Source organism: Janthinobacterium sp. SUN026, from assembly GCF_030397625.1.
Classification (GTDB): Bacteria; Pseudomonadota; Gammaproteobacteria; order Burkholderiales; family Burkholderiaceae_D; genus Janthinobacterium; species Janthinobacterium kumbetense.
In genome coordinates this window covers 982592-1005257 of record NZ_JAPQNU010000001.1, presented here as the reverse complement: position 1 = coordinate 1005257, position 22666 = coordinate 982592, and the positions used below count along the sequence as shown (strand labels likewise).

Genomic DNA, 22666 nt, shown 5'->3' with positions numbered 1-22666 from the left:
CCGTCATCAGTTCGTCATCAGCCCGTCACGCGCCGCCGTTACGCTGCGCAGCTTGTATTACTTCCAATACTTTCCACAGGCTGATGATGAATACCCACTTGACGCTGGCCCTGCGCCGCCATTCCTTCCACGTGTTGCTGGGCGCTTGCGCCGCAGGCCTCTCCTTGCCGGCCCTGGCGCAAACGGCCGTCGCCGCCGCCGTGGCGTCCGCCGCCACCGACATGGCCGCCGTGCCCGCCGCCGACGACAATGCCCCGATGGCCACCGTGGAGATTTCCTCGCGCAAGACGCGCTCTTCCGTCGCCCTGAGCAAGAATGAAATCCAGAAGATCCTGCCCGGCACGAATCCGTTAAAGGCCCTGCAAACCCTGCCTGGCGTCAGCTTCCAGACGGCCGATCCATGGGGCAACAACGAGCAAAACCTGTCGCTGTTCGTGCATGGTTTTTCCGGCCAGCAACTGGGCTACACCATGGACGGCGTGCCGCTGGGCGACCAGCAATACGGCAACTACAACGGCCTGTCGCCGCAGCGCGCCGTGATCAGCGAAAACGTGCGCAGCGTCGTGCTGTCCTCGGGCGCAGGCGACCTGGCCACGGCGTCGACCAGCAACCTGGGCGGCACCATCGAAACCTATTCCAGCGACCCGCTGGCCACGCAGGGCGCCAGCGTGCAACAAACAGTGGGCAGTCACCGCACGTCGCGCACGTTTGCCCGCTATGACACGGGCGCCTTCGGCGATGGCAGCAGCGCCTATTTTTCCATCCTGCACCATGAAGCGCGCGCCTGGGACTTCGATGCGCGCCAGGGCGGCGACCAGTTCAACGCAAAATACGTCAACCGCAGCGAGGCGGGCAAGCTGACCCTGTTCTTCAATTACTCGGACAAGATCGAGCCGAACGAAGACAGCACCGTGCACGTGGCGGGCGAGACGAGCGCGCCATACACGCGCCCCTTCCTGTATCCGGACTTCAAGGCGGCCCTGAATTACCTGTCCCCGACGGGCGCCACGCCTGCCGCGGACGGCAACAATTACCGCAACTATTACAGCGATGCGCAGCGCACCGATTACCTGGCCTACGCCAAGTTCGACGCCAACTTGTCCGAAGGCATGACGTGGTCGAACCAGGTGTATTACCACAAGGATGACGGCGCGGGCGTGGTGGCCGGCCCCATCGGCGTGGCAGGCTTGCCGGGCCTGTTCAGCGTGTACTACCCGAAACAGAACCTGAAACAGGTGTTCGGCAACTCGGGCTACGCCGTGCGCACGACGGAATACGACATCAAGCGGGGCGGCTTCCTTTCCACCCTGCGCAAGGAAATCGGCAATCACCAGCTGGAAGCGGGCCTGTGGCTGGAACAGAACCGCTCGTCCGCCTACCGCCGCTGGTATGCGCTGGACGTCAACAACCCGACGTCGCCGTACGACCGTCCCAGCAATCCTTTGATCACGCAGTACGGCAGCGAGATCGACAACAAGGTGGTGCAGCTGCACTTGCAGGATGAATGGCGCATCCGTCCCGATATCGCCCTGCAAGCCGGCTTCAAGTCCAGCCTGCAATTTGCCGATGGCCAATTCCCCGTGCAGCCGGCCAAGGGCGCCATCGCCGGCGGCTCGACGGCATTGCCGGTCGGCACCATCAACACGAAAAAATGGTTCTTGCCGCAAGTGGGCGCGCGCTGGGATTTCACGCCGCAAGACCAGCTGTACTTCAATATCCAGAAAAACATGCGCCAGTTCGTCACCTACGGCGGCGGCGGCGCCTCGCCCTGGAGCTTGTCGAGCCAGGCCGCGTTTGATTTGTTCAAGCGCGACGCCAAGCCGGAAACGGCCCTCACCTATGAAGTGGGCGTGCGCGGCAGCCACCCATTGAGCCTGGGCGCCATCACGGCCATCGATGGCCAGGTCAACGTCTACCACGTCGATTTCAGCAACCGTTTGCTGCAGATCAGCCCGACGCCCGTGATTTCCTCCATCATTGGCGGCAACCCCGTGCTGGCCAACGTGGGCAGCGTGCGCACGGACGGCATCGATATCGCGGGCACCGTGCACTTCGGCAACAATTTCTCGTTCTACAATGCCCTGTCGTACAACCGCTCGCAGTACGCGGACAATTACAACAATGGCGCCGCGCTGGTCTTGACGGCGGGCAAGAACGTGCCGGGCTCGCCTGAATGGCTGAACAAGTTCGTTGCTTCCGCCACGTTTGGCGACATCGAAGTGCAACTGACGGGAGACTATGTGGGCAAGCGCTACGCGACGTACACCAACGATCTGTCCGTCCCAAGCTATTTCCTGATGGGCCTGGGCGTGTCGGGCAAGCTGCCGGCCATGGCCAGCTGGCTGAAAAACCCGCGCTGGAGAGTCAACGTCAGCAACCTGGCCAACCGCGAAGGTTCCTTGAACGTGGTGGTGGGCGCGGCCGACAAGACATACAACACCTTCCCCATCGCCCCGCGCCAGGGCTTCCTGACCTTGACGGCGGATTTCTGATGCGCGCGCCTATCCTTCCGCAACGGCACTTTTCGCGCCGCAGCTTCGTCCAGGCGGCCGTCGGCGGCCTGGCGCTGGCCGCCGCGCCCGGCTTTGCCGCGGGCCTGCTGGAAACAAAGCCAAGCCGTCCGCTCGTCTTCGCCCACCGGGGCGCCAGCGCCCTGCGTCCCGAGCATACCTTGGCCTCCTACGCCAAGGCCATCCTCGACGGCGCCGACTACGTCGAGCCGGACCTGGTCGCCACGCGCGACGGCATTCTCGTGGCCCGCCACGAAAGCAACCTGATCGACACCACCGACGTGGCGCGCCGTCCCGAGTTTGCGAGCCGGCGCGGCAAGAAGATGGTCGACGGCGAATGGCACGAAGGCTGGTTCGTCGACGACTTCACGCTGGCGGAATTGAAAACCCTGCGCGCCATCGAACGGCTGCCGAAAGTACGCACCGGCAACACCTTGTACGATGGACAATTCCAGATTCCGACCTGGGAAGAAATCATCGATTTTGTTGCAGCGCAATCAGCCGCCAGCGGACGCGTCATCGGCCTCGTGCCGGAGCTGAAAAGCTCCACGTATTTCCGCGATGCGGGCCTGGCGCTGGAAGACCGTTTCCTGTCGACCATGCTGGCGCACGAGTACACGCGCCGCGCGCCCATCGAAATCCAGTCCTTCGAAGTGGCCAATTTGAAATACTTGCGCGAGAAGCTGGGACGGCGCGCCAACGTGCGCCTGATGCAATTGGTGGTGGGCGGCGATATCCGCCCGATGGACGTGGCCAAGGCGGGCGGCAAGCTGACGTTTGGCCAGATGACGACGCCGGCCGGCCTGCGCGACATCGCCGCCTACGCGGACGTGGTGGCGCCGCCAACGCGAGGAATCATCCCGCTGGGCGCCGACCAGCGCCTGGCCAAGCCCTCTTCCATCGTCGACGATGCGCACCAGGCGGGCTTGCTGCTGCACACGTGGACCTTCCGTCCGGAAAACCGCTTCCTGGCGGCCGACTTCCGCGACGGCAATGGCGAGAATGCGCGCAACGAAGCGGGATCCGTGGCGGAAATGCGGCGCTATATCGAGACGGGACTCGACGGTTTTTTCAGCGACGATCCGGGTTTGGGACGCATCGCCGCAGGATAAACATTTCGTAACAAATTCATTTTCAGGGCGTGGCCGATGGCTACGCCCTTATTATGCGTTTCTTGAATTTCTGAAATTGGAATTTGAAATTGGACGCATATCGCAAACTCCATTATTGTGCAATGCAACAACAGACCATTCATGGAGGGCATATGTCCACTTTTACCAACACCTACAGCAACGACAACGACAATTACTTCAGCAACCTGGGCCGCGCCACGCGCGCCTTCCTGGGCGCCCTGCTCGCTTCCAAGCCGTACAGCGAACTGGCGCAGAAGGAAGTCATCGCCAGCAGCGTCAACGATGAAGAACAGCGCTATGTGCGTCCAAGCAAGCGCGATTTCGCCCTGCTGAACTCGGAAGCCAACCGCTACGAAAAGCTGATGCCGAATCTGGCCGCAGAACTGCGCTTCCTGGCGTCGCGCGGTTAAAAAACGTTCATGGCGACGTTGCCTGCGCCTTGCCGTACTGACGGTACTGTCTTCGGCCTGGCGCCTGGCCCTAGACGTTTTTTAAGCTAACTAAATACTGACAAGGATTTTTATATGATATTTCTCGAAACCGTACTGGTAAGTGTCGCCGTCGTGGTCACCGGCATCCATTTTTACCTGATCACGACCGGCAAGGCCCGTTTCTGATCAGCAAGCAGCAAGGCAGCAGCACGCCGCGCCATGCGTGTGCAGCAGTACAAGGTAATAAGTACAAGGAAGTAAAGTGATATGTCAGCCTGGCAATCGGTCCAGGCTGGCAAGTGGGAAGTAGTACTGTCTTAATGTGGCGCCGCGGCGTCCACCGGTGTTTCCAGCAGTGGCGGGGTTTGGCCCTTGCGCACGATCTGCACGAAAATCTCATTCTGCTTGACCATGCCCAGCTCATAGCGGGCACGCTCTTCGACGGCGCCCGTACCATCTTTCAGGTCGCGCACTTCGGATTCGAGCTTGGCGTTGCGCGCCTTCAATTCCATGTTCTTCTTGTTGGCCACCGCCACTTGGGCTTCCATGTCGGCAACACGCAGCCAGCCGCCTTTACCCAGCCAGAGGGGAAATTGTATCAACAGCAGCAGGGCTGCCAGGGCGAGCGTAATGAGGCGCATGGGGCATTCAGTTAAAAAACCGGCCGGAACATCTCCGGCCGGCCAGTGGGTTTTACATCAGCTTACTTCAGATTATAGAACGCATCGCGACCAGGGTAGCTGGCGATGTCGCCCAGGTCTTCCTCGATACGCAGCAGCTGGTTGTACTTGGCCATGCGGTCCGAACGCGACATCGAGCCCGTCTTGATCTGCAGGGCGTTCGTGGCAACGGCGATATCGGCGATGGTCGAGTCTTCCGTTTCGCCCGAGCGGTGCGAAATGACGGCCGTGTAGCCGGCGCGCTTGGCCATTTCGATGGCGGCGAAGGTTTCCGTCAGGGTACCGATCTGGTTGATCTTGATCAAGATCGAGTTGGCGATGCCTTTCAAGATGCCTTCTTTCAGGATCTTGGTGTTGGTGACATACAGGTCGTCGCCGACCAGTTGCACTTTCTTGCCCAGTTCTGCCGTCAGGATCGCCCAGCCATCCCAGTCGCCTTCGTGCATCGCGTCTTCGATCGAGATGATCGGGTACTTGTCGCACCAGGTCGCCAGCAGGTTGGTGAACTCGGTGGCGGTCAGGCTCAGGCCTTCGCCTTCCATTTCGTACTTGCCGTTCTTGTAGAACTCGGACGCGGCGCAATCGAGGCCGATGGCGATCTGCGTGCCTGGCTCGTAGCCCGCTTCTTCGATGGCCTGGATGATCAGCTTGATGGCTTCTTCATGGTTGGCCAGCGATGGCGCGAAACCGCCTTCGTCGCCCACGTTGGTGTTCAGGCCCTTCTTGTGCAGGATCTTTTTCAGCGTGTGGAACACTTCCGCGCCGTAGCGGACGGCTTCCTTGAACGACGGGGCGCCCACGGGAATGATCATGAATTCCTGGATGTCCAGGTTGTTGTCGGCGTGTGCGCCGCCGTTGATGACGTTCATCATCGGCACTGGCATCTGCATGGCGCCCGAACCGCCGAAATAGCGGTACAGCGGCAAGCCGGCTTCTTCGGCGGCAGCCTTGGCGACAGCCATCGAGACGGCCAGGATGGCGTTGGCGCCCAGGCGCGATTTGTTTTCCGTGCCGTCCAGGTCGATCAGGGTACGGTCCAGGAAAGCCTGTTCATTGGCGTCCAGGCCCATGATGGCTTCGGAGATTTCGGTGTTGATGTTCTCGCATGCTTGCAGCACGCCCTTGCCGAAGTAGCGCTTGGCGTCGCCATCGCGCAATTCCACGGCTTCGCGCGAACCGGTCGAGGCACCCGACGGTACGGCCGCACGGCCCATCACGCCCGATTCCAGCAACACATCGCATTCGACGGTCGGGTTACCGCGCGAGTCCAGGATTTCGCGGCCGATAATATCAACAATAGCACTCATGTCATTCTCCAAAGTTAAGCTTAACAGGGGGCTGCACACTGCGTTCTGATGCGCAATTGCACAAAGGGGGCAAAGAAACTCCCGGCGGGAACGATCTGGCCGGGAGCTGTCTTACGGGTAATACTGTCGCGATCGACCGCGTTATTCCGCAGCGGCGTTGGCTTCTTTGTGCGCCAGCGCTGCCTTGATGAACGACGTAAACAACGGATGGCCGGTGCGTGGCGTCGACTTGAACTCGGGATGGTATTGCACGCCCATATACCAAGGGTGGGAATTTTCACCCGTGCGCGGCAATTCCATGATTTCGCACAAATCTTCGCTCGGCGTGCGGGCCGACACGATCAGGCCAGCCGATTCGACACGGGCCAGGTAGTGATTATTGGCTTCGTAGCGATGACGGTGACGCTCGGTCACCACGCTGCCGTAGATCTCGGCGGCGAGGGTGCCCGGATTGACGGCGCAGGTCTGCGCGCCCAGGCGCATGGTACCGCCCAGGTCCGAGTTTTCATCGCGCAACTCGACTTTACCATCGTGGTTTTGCCACTCATTGATCAGTGCAACAACAGGTTGATCCGTATCAAGGTCGAACTCGGTCGAATTCGCGTTCGGCATGCCAGCCTTGTTGCGCGCGTATTCGATCAGGGCCACTTGCATGCCCAGGCAGATGCCCAGGTAAGGGATCTTGTTTTCACGGGCAAACTGGGCCGCCTTGATCTTGCCTTCCACGCCGCGCTTGCCGAAGCCGCCCGGTACCAGGATGGCATCGTACTTGGCCAGGTTGTCGCAACCGGTCGTTTCGATTTCTTCCGAATCGATGTACTCGATGTTGACGCGGCTTTCCGTGTGGATGCCGGCGTGGCGCAGCGCTTCGATCAGCGACTTGTACGACTCGGTCAGCTCGACATACTTGCCGACCATGCCGACGGTCACTTCCGCCTTCGGGTGCTCCATCGTGTAGATCAACTTGCTCCAGATCGACAGGTCGGCCGGCGCAGGATCGAGGTCCAGCGCGTCGCAGATGATCTTGTCGAGGCCCTGGTCGTGCAGCATTTGCGGCACTTTGTAGATGGTGTCGACGTCCCACACGGAAATGACGGCGTCTTCCTCGATGTTCGAGAACAGCGAGATTTTCGCGCGCTCGTCTTCCGGGATGGCGCGGTCGGCGCGGCACAGCAGCGCATTCGGCAAGATGCCGATTTCGCGCAGCTTTTGCACCGAGTGCTGGGTCGGCTTGGTTTTCAGTTCACCGGCCGAGGCGATGTACGGCACCAGGGTCAGGTGGACGAACGCCGTGTTCTTGCGGCCGGCGCGCAGGCTCAGCTGACGAGCCGCTTCCAGGAATGGCAAGGATTCGATATCGCCGACGGTGCCGCCGATTTCGCACAGGGCCACGTCGTAGCCTTCGGCGCCACGGCGGATGTAATCCTGGATTTCATTGGTGATATGCGGAATCACCTGCACGGTCTTGCCCAGATATTCGCCCCGGCGTTCCTTGCGGATCACCGATTCATAGATCTGGCCAGTGGTGAAGTTATTCACCTTTTTCATGCGGGTGGAAATGAAGCGCTCGTAGTGACCGAGGTCGAGGTCGGTTTCGGCCCCGTCATCGGTGACGAATACTTCACCGTGTTGCATAGGGCTCATCGTGCCAGGATCGACGTTGATATACGGGTCGAGCTTGAGCATGGTGACTTTAAGGCCGCGCGATTCGAGGATCGCGGCGAGGGAGGCGGCGGCAATCCCTTTTCCAAGGGAAGACACAACGCCACCAGTGACGAAGACAAATTTGGTCATTGCAGATGGTGCCGAACGGCACGTGCGGGAAATTGAAATTATACACTAAAGCCCGCCTGCGTCGCTCCCCGCGCACGGAAATTTGCGCCAAATACCGACTATCCCTCCCCCTCCTGCTGTCTACGCGCAACAAAATTACCCAATAACAATAATTGAAATATTTCCAATTCCATATGTTGTGTGGGCGAGCGAACAGACCCTGCCGCGCCCCGGCGGCAGACTGGGATTTTTCAACAGGAGGTCCATCATGAGCTACGAAGAACGCGACGCCTACGGCATGTATGTCAACCGCGGCCACAAAGGCCCCGGCCCTGAACTGATGGGCGCCGACACCCTGATCGGCGACCATGTGCACAATGCCAAGGATGAACACCTGGGCGAAATCAAGGAAATCATGCTCGACATGCGCAGCGGCAAGATCGCCTACGCCGTCATGTCGCACGGCGGCGTCTTCACCATCGGCGAAAAGCTGTTCGCCGTGCCGTGGGAGGCGCTGCTGCTCGACACCGTCAACAAGCGCTTCACCCTCAACGTCGACAAGGAACGCATCGAAAACGCCCCCGGCTTCGACACGGATAACTGGCCGAACATGGCGGACAGCGCTTGGGCGACGTCGATCCATAGCTATTATGGAACGACGCCGCGCGAGTATTAATTAAGCCAAGGCAGCGGGGCTTGGGCCTGCTTTAAAAGCGGTACTCCAGCCCTGCCACATACGTCCTGCCCCGCGCCGTGCTCAGCGGCGTATTCTCTTGCGACTGCGACGGCATCGAGTTCAGGCGGTTCAGCGCTTCCGAGAAATCCTTGTTCATGGCGTTTTGCACGGACAGGCGCAGGAACAGGTTCTTGCTGACCTGGTAGCTCGCATACAAGTCGATCACGGCCGGGATCTTCGGATTGTCGGCCTTGAGCACTTCCCCCGTCGCTTCATCGGCGTCATTGTCCGGCGACAGGCGGCGGTTCGAGCCCGTGTGCTTGAGGATGGCGCCCACTTCCAGTTTGTTGTCCAGCAAACGCGTGCCCACGTCGAGGTTGTAGTACACGCTGGGCAGTTCGCTGATGTCGGCCGCGCCAAACCAGGCGCTGGCGATCGACGTGGGCTGGCGCGTCGTTTCGCGCGTGTACGACAGGCGCGCATACGCCGGCCCCAGGTGATATTGCGCTTCCAGTTCCCAGCCGCGCGAATACACGGGCGTGGCCGAGTTGATGTAGATATACATATTGGTCACGTATTCATCCACATTCTGCCAGTCCTTGGCGATCACTTCCGCGATATTGCACTTGCGCCCGCTGTCGCACACGAGGAAGGACTGGCTGGTGATATAGCCGTCGATCTTGCTCTTGAAATACAAGGCCTTGAAATTCAGCGCATCGTTAGCACTCAGCAAGCCATGCAGGCTGGAATTGAAACCCAGCTGGTAGGTGCTGGCCCGCTCGCCCTTCAGGAAGGGGTTCATCGACGCCCCGCCGTCATTCGAGAAAAACACTTCCTGCGGATTCGGCCCGCGCATGGTGCGCTCGGCGCTGGCAAACGGCTGGAACCACGGCGTCACCTGCGCGGAAACGAGCAGCGAGGGATTGATGCCATGCTCCTTCAACGCAATATTGCTTGCCCCTTGCGGGAAGCACTGCACGCGCAAGTCGCAGGCGGGCTTGTGACCCGTCAAATCAAAGTGCGTGTAGTTGAGGCCCGCATTGACTTGAACAATGCCGCGGTTGTATTGCAGGCCCGCATACAGGCTGTTGATCTTTTGCACGCCCTCGGGGCCGAACGTATTGTTTTCGATCGATTGCTGGTTCGCATCCGGATTGTCCGGATCGTCGACCAGGCTTTCCACGTGCTTGCTGTATTTATTGCGCATCAGCTTGCCGCCGATGGTCACCAGCGCATCGCCGCCGGCCAGCCTGAAGCTGCTGGTGTTGTTGATGTCGAAGGCGTCGGCGCGGTTGGCCGCATTCGTGTTGATGAAATTGGTCAGCGCCTCGGGCATGTATTTCTGGTTGCCGCGGCTGCTGCTGGCCACCACATTGAGGTCGATCAACTCGGAAAATGGCGTGTAGTGATATTTTACGTAGTAGTCATCGCTGTGGATGTCGCGGCGCGTAAACGTGCTGCGGTAATCGCGCGCCGACAGTTCCAGCGCATGGAAGTCGCTCAATTTGAGGTCCAGCTTGAGCAATTGCGACTTGGGCTTTTGCTTGTAATAGCGGTTGTAGCCGAAACCGAATTCCTCGCTGTTGACGCCCTTCGCATTCTTGTAGTTGTTGCCGATCACGCTCGCGCTGGTGGCGGCCATGAAGCCCACGCTGCCGCCATCGAAGGCGGGGTTTTTCATGGCCACGGCCAGCATGGCGCTGCGACCCACGCCGTTATTGCCGGTCCACATCTTCGTGCGCGCCCCCGTCTTTTCCCCGGCGAAGACGACGTCATCGACGCCGATGGTGCGGAAATTGGCGCTGCCGGCCAGCGCATTGACGCCGTCGCCGCCGACGACATTGCCACGCGACACATCCACGCCGATGATGAAATTCGGGTCGATCAGCGCGCCGAACTGGCTGCTGGGCACGCCGCCGTGCGACACGGACGACGGCGCGCTGCCATAGTAATTCTGGCTCACGCCATCGACCATCATGTTGACGCGCCCCAGGCCCGACAAGCCGCGGATGTTGACGCTGACGGCGCCCTGCGCCGGATCGATCTGGGTAAACGTGCCCGGCATGCTGCGCACGATCTGGTCCACGGGCTGCAAGCGCGTATCGGCCCCGCGCGCGCTGACGGCGCCCGGTTTTTCCAGCGCCTGCCGTTCCGCAGGCACCGTTTCACCCGATACATTCAGCGGCGAAAATTCCACCTTGCCACTGTCTTGCGCCTGTTGCGCCCACGCCTGCTGCGCGAGCAAGGCCATGCAGATGCCCACGGCCTGCGTCATTGTCTTGATATGCATACACCCTCGATTTGTTATGTTATTGAAAAATATAAAATTCAGCTGGCGTCGAGCTTGAACGACACGGGCAAGGTCACCGTCACCGTGCCCTGGCGCAATACGTTGTCGGGCGGCGCCGGCAGCGGCTGCGCGCGCTGCAGCACTTGCAAGGCTTCCCGGTCGAGCAGCACCGTGCCCGACGACGTGACCAGTTCGCTGGCCAGCAATTTGCCGTCGCGGTCCACCTGGAAGCGCACCCAGGCGGCGCCAGCCCGCTTGCGCTGGCGCGCATCGCCCGGATAACGCTTGAAGTGCGCCAGGTGGCCAAGCACCTGGCTTTGCCAGCTGGCCGGCGCCGCGCTGCTTGACGCCGTGTCGCTGTTGAACGGCGCCGCCTGCGGACCGCGCACGGCGGCCGGCGCCGGCGTGGCGCTGCTGCTGGCCTGCGCGGGCACGGACGCTTCCTTCGCGGCATCCTTGCCCGGCTCCGTCGACGGACTGGCCGTCGCCTTTTCCTCTTTTTCCGCCGCGACGATCTCCGACGCGGCGGCGCGCGCCAGCACCGGCAGCGCCTCTTGCTTGATTGCACTCTTTGGCGGCCGGGCGGCGCTGGACGCGGCCGACTGGCGCGCGCCCACGGCGTGCGCCACCTGCGTCTCCGGCGACATCGCTTGCGCGGCAAAGACCACCATCACGCTGGCCGCCGGATTGGCGGGCACCACGGCGACGGGCTGCCAGCCGGCCCACAGCAGCAGCGCCAGCGTAGCGGCCACCACCAGCGACGTGGCAATACCCCAGCTCAATAGGGGGCGCGGCGCCGGCCCGGACTGCGGACTCACCCGCCCTCCCGGCCGACCAGGCCCACTTTCAGATAGCCGGCCTGGCGCAGGGCATCCATCACGCCCAGCACGTCTTCATACGCGGCTTGCTTGTCGGCCTGGAAAAACAGCGTGCGCTGGCGGTCGCCGCCCGTTTGCGCGTCGAGCAGGCTGCCCAGCCGCTCGCGCGCCACGGGAGACTCGCCCAGGTACAGGCTGCGGTCCGCCTTCAGCGACACGAACAACGGTTTCTCGGGACGGGGTTCGGGCTTGGCCGTGGCGGCCGGCAAGTCGATTTTCAAGTCGACCGTGGCCAGCGGCGAGACGACCATGAAGATGATCAACAGCACCAGCATCACGTCGATGAAGGGCGTGACATTGATCTCGCTCAACTCCGGCATGTCGGCCGTATCGTCGTCCGGGGAGGGAAACAGGGAAGCCATGGCTCAGGCCTGCTGGCGCGTGTCGAGGTCGCGGCTCAGCATCAGCAGCACTTGCGCGGAAGCGGCGCGCAGCTGCGCCTTGTAGTGGTTGATGCCACGGCTCAAGACGTTATAGATGACGACGGCGGGGATCGCCGCCACCAGGCCCAGGGCGGTGGCCAGCAAGGCTTCCGCAATGCCCGGCGCCACGGTGGCCAGGTTCGTGCTCTGGCTGACGGCGATGCCGATAAAACTGTTCATGATGCCCCACACGGTGCCGAACAGACCAACGAACGGCGCCACGGCGCCTATGCTGGCCAGCAAGCCGATGCCTTGCGTCATGGCGCGCACCTGCTGCGCAATGAACTGTTCCTGGCGAAAGCCGGCCCGCTCCTTCAGGGCCGCCGCCGGCGCGCTGGCGTGCGACAGACTCAGTTCTTGCTGTACATCAGCGAGCAACTGTTGCGCCAGCGAAATGGCGCCTGCGCCCTCCACTTTGACGGCCGCGTCCGGCAAGGAGGTGGCCGTCTTCAACATGGCGACGGCATGCGCCGCCTCGCGCCGGGCTTGCAGCAAACTAGCGCCCTTCACCAGCAAGACCACCCAGGTGGCCAGCGCGGCGACCAGCAAACCGATGAGCACGCTTTTGACGACCTGGTCGGCGGCGAAAAACATGCCCAGCGGCGACATGTCATGGGGTAAGGCGGACGCTTGCGCGGTGGCATGCAACAGGGAAAGAACGACACCGCAGCTGGCGGCTTTGATACGGAACAAGGGGATACGCATGAGAACTTTGACAGGTAACAGGCATGGCTGCGCCAACGGCGCGCACGCGCATGCAAAAAAAATCGGACGAACTACCTGGCTGCTATGGGGGAGCTTGCTGGGGGAGAGTGCCGGGCTGACCGCCCGGCGGAGGTGAAACGGCTTACTTGGCGCTGGCGACGGCGGGCGCGACAACCGGCGTGAACCAGACGAAATCCGCCTGCGGCGCCAGCACCGTGGCGCCCTGCTGTGCCAGGACCAGCACCAGCGGTGCCGGGCCGCCCGTCAAGTCCTGCACGTGCAGCGGCACGCCCAGGTCCTTGTGCGCATGGTAGGCGCCGGCGATCAGCACGGCCGGCGCGGGCGCGGCCAGCAGGCGCTCGGCCATGCGGCGGTCGCGCTGCTGCTGCACCGACAGCATGGCGGCCAGGCGCGGCTCGTCGATCTGGTTGTCATGCATGACGCGGATGATGTCTTTCAGTTTCTCATGCACCTTGCCATCGTTGGCCAGGTTCGAATGCTTGCCCTGCACGGCTGGCTTGTCGATAAACAATTGCTTGATTTCGCTGCGGTCCAGGTTGGCCGACCAGACGGGATACGGCGCGCGCATCACGGTCATCACCAGGTCTCCATATTGCGCCCACTTCCAGCTGGGCTGCCAGGCCAGCAGCTCGGCCACGTGCTCGGGGCGCACGACGGGGTCCGTCTGCAGCCACGGCTTGACCTTGTCCACCTTGGCTTGCTGGTCCGGGTTCAGCATTTCCAGCAACACGCTGCCTTGCGGACGCTGGCCCTGCAATTGCTGCAGCAGCCATTGCTCGATCTGGTGATGGCTGAGCTGGTCATGCTGCTCGCCCACGATGACCCGCGGCGCGGCGGCCAGCTGGGCCAGCAATTGTTCGGCAGTCACGCGCTGACCGCTGCGCAAGTCGACGATTTCGCCCAGTTGGCGCACGTCTTGCGCGGCGGATGCCGCGGCGGCGCCGGTGGCAGCGTCCGTCGCTGGCGCCACGCTGCTGCAGGCGCTCAGCGCCAGCACGCAGGCGGGCAGGACTGCGGAGAAGGACAGGGGGAATTTCATGGCATGGCCTTTCGGGGTCTGAGCTGCGGGTCAAACTGTTGCAAAATAGGTATAGGCGGGCATTCTAATAGAAATGATTCTCATTTACAACCAAAGCGCGGCGAACCATGCAGGTTTTTTTACAACTGGCAAAAAATCAATAGGCTACGCCGGTGAAATCCCCGGGCGCGGAGTAGAATAAAAAAAACGGAGGACTTGCGTGAATCAAACTGACCAGTTGGCGGTACTGAAAAAACCGCTGCCCGTATCCCTTGCTGCCGTACTTTCCCTGATCTTTGCCGACCGTTTTTCCATGACGCAAGCCATGCGCGCACACCATGGCCGCGACGAGTCGAGCTATCCCCCCATGCTGCCGGACGCCGTCATTTTCGCCCATTCCACCGAGGAAGTGGCGGCCGCCGTCAAGCTGTGCAGCGCGCACGACGTGCCCGTCATCGCCTACGGCAGCGGCACTTCGCTGGAAGGCCACGTGCTGGCCCTGCATGGCGGCGTGACGATTGATCTGTCGCAAATGAACCAGATGGTAGCCGTGCATAGTGAAGACTTGACGGCCACCGTGCAGGCGGGCGTGACGCGCAAGCAGCTGAACGAAGAGCTCCGCGACACGGGCCTGTTCTTCCCCATCGACCCGGGCGCCAATGCCTCGCTGGGCGGCATGGCCGCCACGCGCGCCTCGGGCACGAACGCCGTGCGCTACGGCACCATGCGCGAAAACGTGCTGGCCCTGACTGTGGTGACGGCCGACGGGCGCATCATCAAGACGGGAACCAGGGCAAAGAAGTCGTCGGCCGGCTACGACCTGACGCGCCTGTTCGTCGGCAGCGAAGGCACCCTGGGCATCATCACGGAAGTGACGGTGAAACTGTATCCGCTGCCGGAAGCGATCTCGGCGGCCGTGTGCTCGTTCCCCGGCACGGGCGAGGCCGTCAGCGCCGTGATCCAGACCATCCAGATGGGTATTCCCGTGGCGCGTGTCGAGTTTCTCGATGAAAACGGCGTGAAAGCCATCAACGCCTACGACAAGATGGCCTTGCCGGAAAAACCCTTGCTGCTGTTTGAATTCCACGGCACGCCGGCCAGCGTGGCCGAGCAGGCGCAGCTGGTGCAAGCCATCACGGCGGAACACGGCGCCAGCGATTTCGAGTGGGCAAGCCGCCCCGAAGACCGCTCGCGCCTGTGGGCCGCGCGCCACAACGCATACTTCGCCCTGCTGCAGATGCGCCCCGGCAGCCGCGCCATTTCCACCGATTGCTGCGTACCCATTTCGCGCCTGGCCGAATGCATCCTCGCCACCCAGGCCGATTGCGAAGCGCAGGGCCTCGTCTACGCCATCATCGGCCACGTGGGCGACGGCAACTTCCACGTGCAGATGCTGGTCGACCCGGACGATCCAATCGACATCGCGCGCGCGGAAAAGGTCAACAGCGACATGGTCACGCGCGCCATCGGCATGGACGGCACGTGCACGGGAGAACATGGCGTGGGCATGCACAAGATGGCCTTTCTCGTGGAAGAACATGGCGAAGGCGCCATCGACACCATGCGCGCCCTGAAACACGCGCTGGACCCGAAGAACATCATGAATCCGGGCAAGATCGTGCGCTGGTAATCAGGCTATCCACTCCATGCGCATCGGCACGAAGGCGATGCCGCCCGTCTCCACCTTCGGCCCCGTGGCGACAAAGCCCAGGCTTTCGTACAGGGGCAAGGCATAGGCCGAGGAATTGACGGTAAACGCCGTGACCTTCCCCCTGGCCAGCGAGACATCGCGGGCCGCCCGCCACAGGCGGCGCGCCATGCCGCGCCGGTGCAGCGCGCGCGGCACGAACATGTGGAACAGGTGCGTGTTGTCGCGCATGGCCACCACGCCGGCCAGCTCGCCATCGATGTGCGCCAGCTGGTAATGATAGTTGGATAGCGACAGGTAACTTTCAATGGCCGGCTGGCGGCAATGTTCGATGAACTTTTCCGCCCCCACACCATCGGGATGCAGGGTCAAAAAGGGCATCAAGTCGTCGATCAGGGCGACGATGGCGGGCGCGTCGGCGACCAGGGCGGGTCGCAATGTCGGTTCGGGCAAAGTAGTCATATGACAATCATGCCACCGCCTGGCCGACATTGACAAGCATCAACAGAAATCCCGGCTGCTGGTCCTCAAGCGTCCCAGCAGATGCGACATGTCGACCAGGCGCTTGGCCACCAGGTTGCGCACCAGCCCCTCGCGCTGCCACACGCCGTACACGCCCAGCAGCGGCGCGCTCAGCACTTCGCGGCGCTGGCTTTCCACCAGGTCGGGCCAGACGATGACGTTGACGGTGCCCGTCTCGTCTTCCAGGGTCATGAAGATGACGCCCTTGGCCGTGCCCGGACGCTGGCGCACGGTGACGATGCCGCAGGCGCGCGCCAGTTGGCCATCCGTGTAGCTGGCCAGCGCGGATGCTGGCAGGAAACGCTGCTCCAACAATTGCCTGCGCAGCAGCGCCAGCGGGTGGCGGCCCAGGGTCAGGCCTTGCGCGCGGTAGTCGCTGACGATGCTCTCGCCTTCCGTCGGCGTGGCCAGCACGGGCAGGTCTTCCTCTGGCGTGGTGACGCGCAGCAAATCCCTGTCGGGCACGGCGCCGGCCGCCTGCCACAGCGCCGCGCGCCGGTGCCCGGCCAGCGCGTGCAGCGCGTTGCCTGCCGCCAAGACCTGCAAGTCATGACGGTCCAGGCCGCCACGCCGCGCCAGGTCGGCCACGTCGACGAAGGCGGCGATGGCGCGCGCATCCTCGATGCGCCGGGCCGCCTCGGCGCGCATGCCGAACAGGCTGTTCAAGCCCAGGCGCACGGCGGGCACGGGGTCCTGCCCTGCTTCCAATGCCGCTTCCCAGGCGCTGACGGTCACGTCGACGGGCAGCACTGGCACGCCATGCCGGCGCGCATCCTGCACCAGTTGCGAGGGGCTGTAAAAACCCATGGGCTGGCTGTTGAGCAAGGCGCACAGAAAGGCGGCCGGTTCGTGACATTTCAGCCAGGAACTGGCGTACGTCAGCAGCGCGAAACTGGCCGCGTGCGACTCGGGAAAACCGTATTCGCCAAAGCCTTCGATCTGGCTGAAGATGGCCTCGGCAAACTCCTTGCCGTAACCATTCTCCACCATGGCATTGACGATGCGGTCATGGTAATTGTTCATGCCGCCCTTGCGTTTCCAGGCCGCCATGGCCCGCCGCAACTGGTCCGCTTCGCCAGGCGTGAAACCGGCCGCGATGATGGCCACCTGCATTACTTGCTCCTGGAAAATGGGAATGCCCAGGGTGCGCCCCAGCGCCTTTTCCAGGCCCTTCGGATAATCGATTGGCTCCTTTTTCTGGCGCCGCTGCAGATACGGATGCACCATGCCGCCCTGGATGGGGCCGGGGCGCACGAGCGCCACCTCGATGACGAGGTCGTAGAATTCACGGGGACGCAAACGGGGCAGCATGCTCATCTGCGCGCGCGACTCGATCTGGAACACGCCGATGGTATCGGCCTGGCACATCATGTCGTAGGTGGCAGGGTCTTCCGCCGGAATATCCTGCAGGCGGAGTGGCTCGCCGCGCCGCGCACCGACCAGTTCCAGGGCGCGGCGCAGGGCCGACAGCATGCCCAGCGCCAGCACGTCGACCTTCATCAAGCCCAGCTCTTCCAGGTCGTTCTTATCCCACTCGATGACGCTGCGCTCGGCCATGGCGGCGTTTTCAATCGGCACCAGGCGCGACAACTTTCCTTGCGCAATCACAAAGCCGCCCGGATGCTGCGACAGATGGCGGGGAAAGCCCAGCAGCTGCTGCGCCAGGCCGGCCCACTGCTGCGACAATGCCGCTTCCGGGTCCAGTCCGCATTCGGCCAGGCGCTCCAGCAGATCGCGCTTGCCGTCGAACCAGCGGTGCGCCTTGGCCACTTTTTCCACGATGGCCAGGTCGATCCCCAGCGCCCGGCCGCTGTCGCGCAAGGCGCTTTTCGGACGGTAACTGATCACCACGGCCGCCAGCGCGGCCCGCTCGCGCCCATACTTGCCGTAGATATATTGAATCACTTCTTCGCGCCGCTGGTGCTCGAAGTCGACGTCGATGTCGGGCGGCTCGTTGCGCTCGCGCGACATGAAGCGCCCGACCAATGAATTGCCGCGCGCCGGGTCCACTTCCGTGATGTGCAGGCAATAGCAGACGGCCGAATTGGCGGCCGACCCCCTGCCCTGGCACAGGATGTCTTGCGAGCGGGCAAAGCGCACGATGTCGTACACGGTCAAAAAGTAGGCTTCATACGACAGCTCCGCGATCAGTTCCAGCTCCTGTTCGAGCTGCTCCTGCACGTTGGCCGGTATGCCCAGCGGAAAACGGATGCGCGCGCCCGCATACGTTTCTTCGCGCAGATACGTCGCCGGCGTGTGGCCGTGCGGCACCAGCTCGTCGGGATAGTCATAGCGCAAGCTGTCGAGAGAAAATTTGCACAGGTCCGCGATGCGCAGGGTTTCCGCCAGCGCCTGCGGCGGATACACATTGGCCAGGCGCAAGCGCGCGCGCAGATGCTGCTCCGCGTTTTGCGCCAGCGCATAGCCGCACTCGCCCACGGGCTTGCCCACGCGGATCGCGCACAGGGTGTCGAGCAGCGGCTTGCGCGAACGCACGTGCATGCACACATGGCCAACGGCCACCACGGACAAGCCCAGCGCCTGCGCGGCGTCCTGCACGGCGCTGCGGTGCGCGTCATCCTGCGCCCGCTGCAGCAGGTTCAAGCCTATCCAGCTGCGCTCGCCGCCAAAGGTGGATAGCATCCACGCCCCCTGCGCGCGCAGCGTCGCGGGCTGGGCCGGATAGCTGGGCAGCAAGATCATCAGGCAGCCGGGCAGCCCTTGCAAATGGGCAAACTGCGCCGACGGTGCGGCGAAATCGTCGGGCGTCAACAGATAGCGGCCCTTGGCCGCCCGCGTGCGCGCCATGGTGATCAGTTCCGACAGGTTGCCGTAACCGTCGCGGTCCTGCACCAGCGCCAGCAGGGACGGCCCCGGGCTGCCGTCGGCCTGCGTCAAGTGAAAATGCGCGCCGATAATCAGGGGGAAACCGGCCCGCTTGGCCGTCGCATGGGCGCGCACGACACCCGCCAGCGAGCACTCGTCGGTAATGGCCAGCGCCCGGTAAGCAAGCTGGACAGAGCGCGCCACCAGCTCTTCCGCATGCGAGGCCCCATGCAGGAAGCTGAAATTACTCAGGCAGTACAACTCAGCATACTCGGGTAAGACTGCGCTCCCCATGATCTACCTCAATACTGTATATAAACACAGTATATTATACTCATCTGAAAACGGCCATCTCAGTTATGCTGAGGTTTTACCTTGCACAGTGCCCGCCATGATCGTCCACTCATTAAAATGTTTCGGCGCCGCCCCCGGTGGCGGCAATGCGGCGCTGGTCGTGGAAAACGACTACGCCAGCGAAACGCAGCGCCAGGCCTTTGCCCGCGAACGCCAGGTCAGCGCCTGCGTCTTCCTCGACCGGCAAGCGGACGGCGCGGAGCGATGCCTCGTGCTCGACTATTTTTATCCGCACACGCGCAGTCCCCTGTGCCTGCACGCCACCCTGGCGGCCGCGCATGTGCTGCTGGCGGCGCCCGGCGCGCCGGCGGCGCTGACGGTGACGACCGCCATGCACGGGCAAGCCTTGCAGCTGGTGCGCCGCGCAGAGGGATTGTTCATCGGCCTGGCACCACAGCCGGCGCCTGCCGTCCTGGTGGAAAAGTATGTGCCGTCCGAGCTGATGGGCCAGCACATGCACTTGCTGTCGCCGCCCGTGGTCGCGTCCGTCGGCAGCCCGAAGCTGCTGCTGGAAGTGGCCGACCGCACCACCCTGCGCGCGCTGCGGCCGAACCTGGAATTGATCGCCGACTGGAGCGCCTTGCACAAGGTCAGCGGCTGCTATGCGTATTGCCGCGTCGGCGAAAACGAATATGAGGGACGCAACTTCAACCACCTCGACCCGGCGCTGGAAGACAGCGCCACGGGCGTGGCGGCGGGCGCGCTGGCAGCGCACTTGCGGCAGTCGCTGCGCCTGCACCAGGGCCACGTGACGCAGCAGCCCTGTCTGATCGAAGTGCAGTACGGCACGCAAGCGATCTGGGTGGGCGGCATGGTGCAACGCAGCACCTGAATGGGGCATGCCGCACCAGCACAAGGCAAGCCAGGCAGCGGCCAAAAGATAATCAACCAGGAAACAACAGTTACAGCAAATTTGTAATAACAAAACAAAGTATCGCTGGTGAATGCTGAAATGATGGCACTAGAATCAAGTCACGAATCTTGCTCATCAGCCACTTGGAGATACTGCGTGCCGACCCTCACCACCTTGCGTCAAGCCATCCTCATCAGCCTGTACGGCAGCGCCGCCCTGGCCGTTTTCAGTCCTGCCGCCATGGCCCAGAACACGGAAGCGGCCGCCACGGAAGGCCCCGTGCAAACGGTCAGCGTGGTCGGCTCGCGCCGGGTCGCCAGTTCCGCCACGGATACCATGGTGCCGGTCGATATCATTCCCATTTCCAAGGTGGCCGAGCAAGGCGGCCAGTTTGATCTGGCGCAATCGCTGCAATACATCTCGCCCTCGTTCAATTCCACGCGCCAGACGGGCGCCGATGGGGCCGACCTGATCGATTCAGCCGCCCTGCGCGGCCTCGGTTCCGACCAGACCCTCGTGCTGGTGAACGGCAAGCGGCGCCACACGACGGCGCTCGTCAACCTGTTCGGCGCGCGCAACCGCGGCAACACGGGCACGGACATGAATGCGATTCCCTTGTTGGCGATCAAGAACGTGCAAGTGCTGCGCGACGGCGCCGCCGCCCAGTACGGCTCGGACGCCATTGCCGGCGTGATCGACATCGAACTGAAGAAAAGCCTGGGCTGCGAAGCCGTGGCCGGCTACAGCCAGTATTCCGCAGGCGACGGCAAGAATTACATGACCTCCGCCTATTGCGGCATCGCGCTGGGCGACAAGGGCACCCTGGCCATCACGGGCGAATACCTGGACCGCGGCCGCTCGAACCGGGCCGATGCGGACAGCATGCGCATCATCGGCGACACCAAGTCCAAGAACAAGACCCTGTACGTGAATGGCGACTACGCCACCAGCCCCACGGGCAAGCTGTACTTCACGGCCGGCGCGCAGACGCGCGACGCGTCCAGCGCCGCATTCGGCCGGGGCGGCATCGGCAGCGACGACATTCCATCGCGCAATTCGGCCGCCATGTATCCGGATGGTTTCGTGCCTTTCATCAATGGCAAGATCGACGACCAGTACGCCACCATCGGCCACCGCAGCCAGATCGGCGAATGGCATGCTGACTTTTCGCAAACCTATGGCTACAACAAGATGCGCTACGACATCAGCAACACGCTGAATGCCTCGATCGCCAACCTTGACCTGATGAACGGCGGCAAGGGCGTCAGCCCCAGCCGTTTCGATGCGGGCGGCTTCTCGTTCCAGCAACTGACCAGCAACGCCGACTTCAGCCGCTACTACGACACGGTGATGCGCGGCATGAACGTGGCCTTCGGCGCCGAATACCGCAGCGAGGAATACAAGATCATGGCTGGCGAACCGGGCTCCTACAACGACGCCGACGGCGTGGGCGTGGGCGGCAATGCGGGCAGCCAGGGCTTTCCCGGCTTCCAGCCCGGCGACGCCACCAAGGCCAAGCGCCACAGCATCGCCGCGTATGGCGACGTGGAACTGGACTGGACGGAGCGCCTGAAAACCCAGGCGGCCCTGCGCTATGAGAAATTCAGCGATTTCGGCTCCACCGTGACGGGCAAGCTGGCCGCCAGCTATAAAGTGGCGCCCAACGTGCTGCTGCGCGGTTCGGCCAGCACGGGTTTCCGCGCGCCATCGTTGCAACAAGTGTATTTCTCGTCCACCTTCACGGACTTCATCGGCGGCGTGCCCACAGACGTGGTGCTGGCGCCGAACGGCGGCGCCGTCGCCAACGCGGCCGGCATTCCGAAGTTGAAAGAGGAAAAATCCACCAGCTTTACCTTCGGTGCCACCTGGACGCCGACGCAAGCCGTTTCCGTCACGGCAGACTTGTACAACATCAAAATCAAGGACCGCATCGTGCTGTCGGGCCGTTTCAATGCCGACAACTACCCGGACCTGGCGGCGCGTCTGGCCCTCCTGGGCGTGGGCGAGGCGCAATTCTTCGTCAATTCCATCGACACGCGCACGCGCGGGCTGGACCTGACGGCGTCGCACAAGGGAGAATTGGCCGGCAACCGCCTGAACACCTTCCTGGCCTTGAATTTGAGCAAAACGGAAGTGACGAAGGTCAAGACGCCCGCCTCGCTGACGGGCTTTGAAGACGTGCTGCTGTCCGAGCGCGAACGCCTGTTCATCGAACAGGGCGGTCCGCGCGCGAAAGCCACCCTGGGCTTCGACTACATCACGGGCAAGCTGGAATCGGACTTGCGCATCATTTATTTTGGCCCGCAAACCCTGGGCACCTTCAGCGGCACGGCCGAAGGCGTGCCGAATGCCCGTTACGCGGCCAAGACGTCCGCCGACCTGAGCTTCACCTACAGCATCAGCAAGAACACTAAGCTGACCTTTGGCGGCAACAATATCTTCAACGTCAAGCCCACCACGCAAAACGCGGACGAGACGGACAATGGCTTCAAATACGACAGCGTGCAGTTCGGCCTGAACGGCGCCTCCTACTTCGGGCGGCTGTGGGTGAAGTTCTGATCACTCTGCCCGCCTGAAAAAACAGCGGCTGCGCCAGCATGGGCAGCCGCTGTTTTTTAG

At 62.7% G+C, this 22666-nt stretch carries 17 protein-coding genes; 7 read left to right on the top strand and 10 right to left on the bottom strand.

The features are described 5' to 3' along the window. Positions 1–83: 83 nt before the first annotated feature. From OX459_RS04610 to OX459_RS04600, 3 genes are all read left to right on the top strand, one after another. On the top strand, positions 84–2492 hold the full coding sequence (locus OX459_RS04610; RefSeq protein WP_289904008.1) for a TonB-dependent receptor: 2409 nt from the start codon (positions 84–86) through the stop codon (positions 2490–2492). Further along, positions 2492–3622 (top strand): glycerophosphodiester phosphodiesterase, encoded by a 1131-nt coding sequence (locus OX459_RS04605; RefSeq protein ID WP_289904007.1) that lies wholly within the window; start codon positions 2492–2494, stop codon positions 3620–3622. The genes OX459_RS04610 and OX459_RS04605 overlap by 1 nt, the downstream gene beginning before the upstream one ends. 152 nt (positions 3623–3774) lie before the next feature. Then, positions 3775–4053, top strand: a complete 279-nt coding sequence (locus OX459_RS04600) for a hypothetical protein (protein WP_289904005.1) — start codon at positions 3775–3777, stop codon at positions 4051–4053. Between the two features lie 338 nt (positions 4054–4391). Here the strand turns inward: OX459_RS04600 and ftsB are convergent, their stop codons facing one another. From ftsB to OX459_RS04585, 3 genes are all read right to left on the bottom strand, one after another. Next, on the bottom strand, positions 4392–4715 hold the full coding sequence (gene ftsB, locus OX459_RS04595) for a cell division protein FtsB (protein ID WP_035821182.1): 324 nt from the start codon (positions 4713–4715) through the stop codon (positions 4392–4394). 62 nt (positions 4716–4777) lie between these two features. Next, complete coding sequence (eno, locus tag OX459_RS04590) at positions 4778–6061, bottom strand: phosphopyruvate hydratase (protein WP_289904003.1); 1284 nt, start codon at positions 6059–6061, stop codon at positions 4778–4780. Positions 6062–6202: 141 nt separating this feature from the next. Then, on the bottom strand, positions 6203–7855 hold the full coding sequence (locus OX459_RS04585) for a CTP synthase (protein ID WP_099666940.1): 1653 nt from the start codon (positions 7853–7855) through the stop codon (positions 6203–6205). A 247-nt stretch (positions 7856–8102) separates the two neighbouring features. Between OX459_RS04585 and OX459_RS04580 the strand changes: the two genes are divergently transcribed. Beyond that, positions 8103–8510, top strand: a complete 408-nt coding sequence (locus OX459_RS04580) for a PRC-barrel domain-containing protein (protein WP_251350379.1) — start codon at positions 8103–8105, stop codon at positions 8508–8510. A 31-nt stretch (positions 8511–8541) separates the two neighbouring features. Here OX459_RS04580 and OX459_RS04575 read toward each other — a convergent pair whose 3' ends face one another. From OX459_RS04575 to OX459_RS04555, 5 genes are all read right to left on the bottom strand, one after another. Then, positions 8542–10800 carry a TonB-dependent receptor gene (locus OX459_RS04575; protein ID WP_289904002.1) on the bottom strand — a complete coding sequence of 753 codons (2259 nt, stop codon included), beginning with the start codon at positions 10798–10800 and terminating at the stop codon, positions 8542–8544. A gap of 38 nt (positions 10801–10838) precedes the next feature. Further along, positions 10839–11618 (bottom strand): energy transducer TonB, encoded by a 780-nt coding sequence (locus tag OX459_RS04570; protein WP_289904000.1) that lies wholly within the window; start codon positions 11616–11618, stop codon positions 10839–10841. Continuing rightward, complete coding sequence (exbD, locus tag OX459_RS04565; protein WP_289903998.1) at positions 11615–12040, bottom strand: TonB system transport protein ExbD; 426 nt, start codon at positions 12038–12040, stop codon at positions 11615–11617. Before exbD ends, OX459_RS04570 begins: the two co-directional genes overlap by 4 nt. A 3-nt stretch (positions 12041–12043) precedes the next feature. After that, a complete protein-coding gene (gene exbB, locus OX459_RS04560; protein WP_289903996.1) occupies positions 12044–12793 on the bottom strand; it encodes a tonB-system energizer ExbB in 750 nt (249 codons plus the stop codon). A 154-nt stretch (positions 12794–12947) separates the two neighbouring features. Beyond that, positions 12948–13865 carry a ChaN family lipoprotein gene (locus OX459_RS04555; RefSeq protein WP_289903995.1) on the bottom strand — a complete coding sequence of 306 codons (918 nt, stop codon included), beginning with the start codon at positions 13863–13865 and terminating at the stop codon, positions 12948–12950. Between the two features lie 292 nt (positions 13866–14157). On the opposite strand from OX459_RS04555, the gene OX459_RS04550 reads away from it, so the two are divergent. After that, a complete protein-coding gene (locus OX459_RS04550) occupies positions 14158–15474 on the top strand; it encodes an FAD-linked oxidase C-terminal domain-containing protein (RefSeq protein ID WP_099668406.1) in 1317 nt (438 codons plus the stop codon). On the opposite strand, the gene OX459_RS04545 is transcribed toward OX459_RS04550, so the two are convergent. Then, positions 15475–15954, bottom strand: a complete 480-nt coding sequence (locus OX459_RS04545; RefSeq protein WP_289903994.1) for a GNAT family N-acetyltransferase — start codon at positions 15952–15954, stop codon at positions 15475–15477. A 39-nt stretch (positions 15955–15993) separates the two neighbouring features. Further along, positions 15994–19134 carry an error-prone DNA polymerase gene (locus OX459_RS04540; RefSeq protein ID WP_289903993.1) on the bottom strand — a complete coding sequence of 1047 codons (3141 nt, stop codon included), beginning with the start codon at positions 19132–19134 and terminating at the stop codon, positions 15994–15996. Positions 19135–19231: 97 nt separating this feature from the next. Here OX459_RS04540 and OX459_RS04535 point away from each other — a divergent pair, with 97 nt between their 5' ends. Further along, entirely contained in the window at positions 19232–20026 is a 795-nt protein-coding gene (locus OX459_RS04535) for a PhzF family phenazine biosynthesis protein (protein WP_289903992.1), read from the top strand. Positions 20027–20203: 177 nt separating this feature from the next. Then, the gene (locus OX459_RS04530; protein ID WP_289903990.1) at positions 20204–22606 is read left to right on the top strand and encodes a TonB-dependent receptor; all 2403 of its coding nucleotides are present in this window, start codon (positions 20204–20206) and stop codon (positions 22604–22606) included. The last annotated feature ends 60 nt before the right edge of the window (positions 22607–22666 follow it).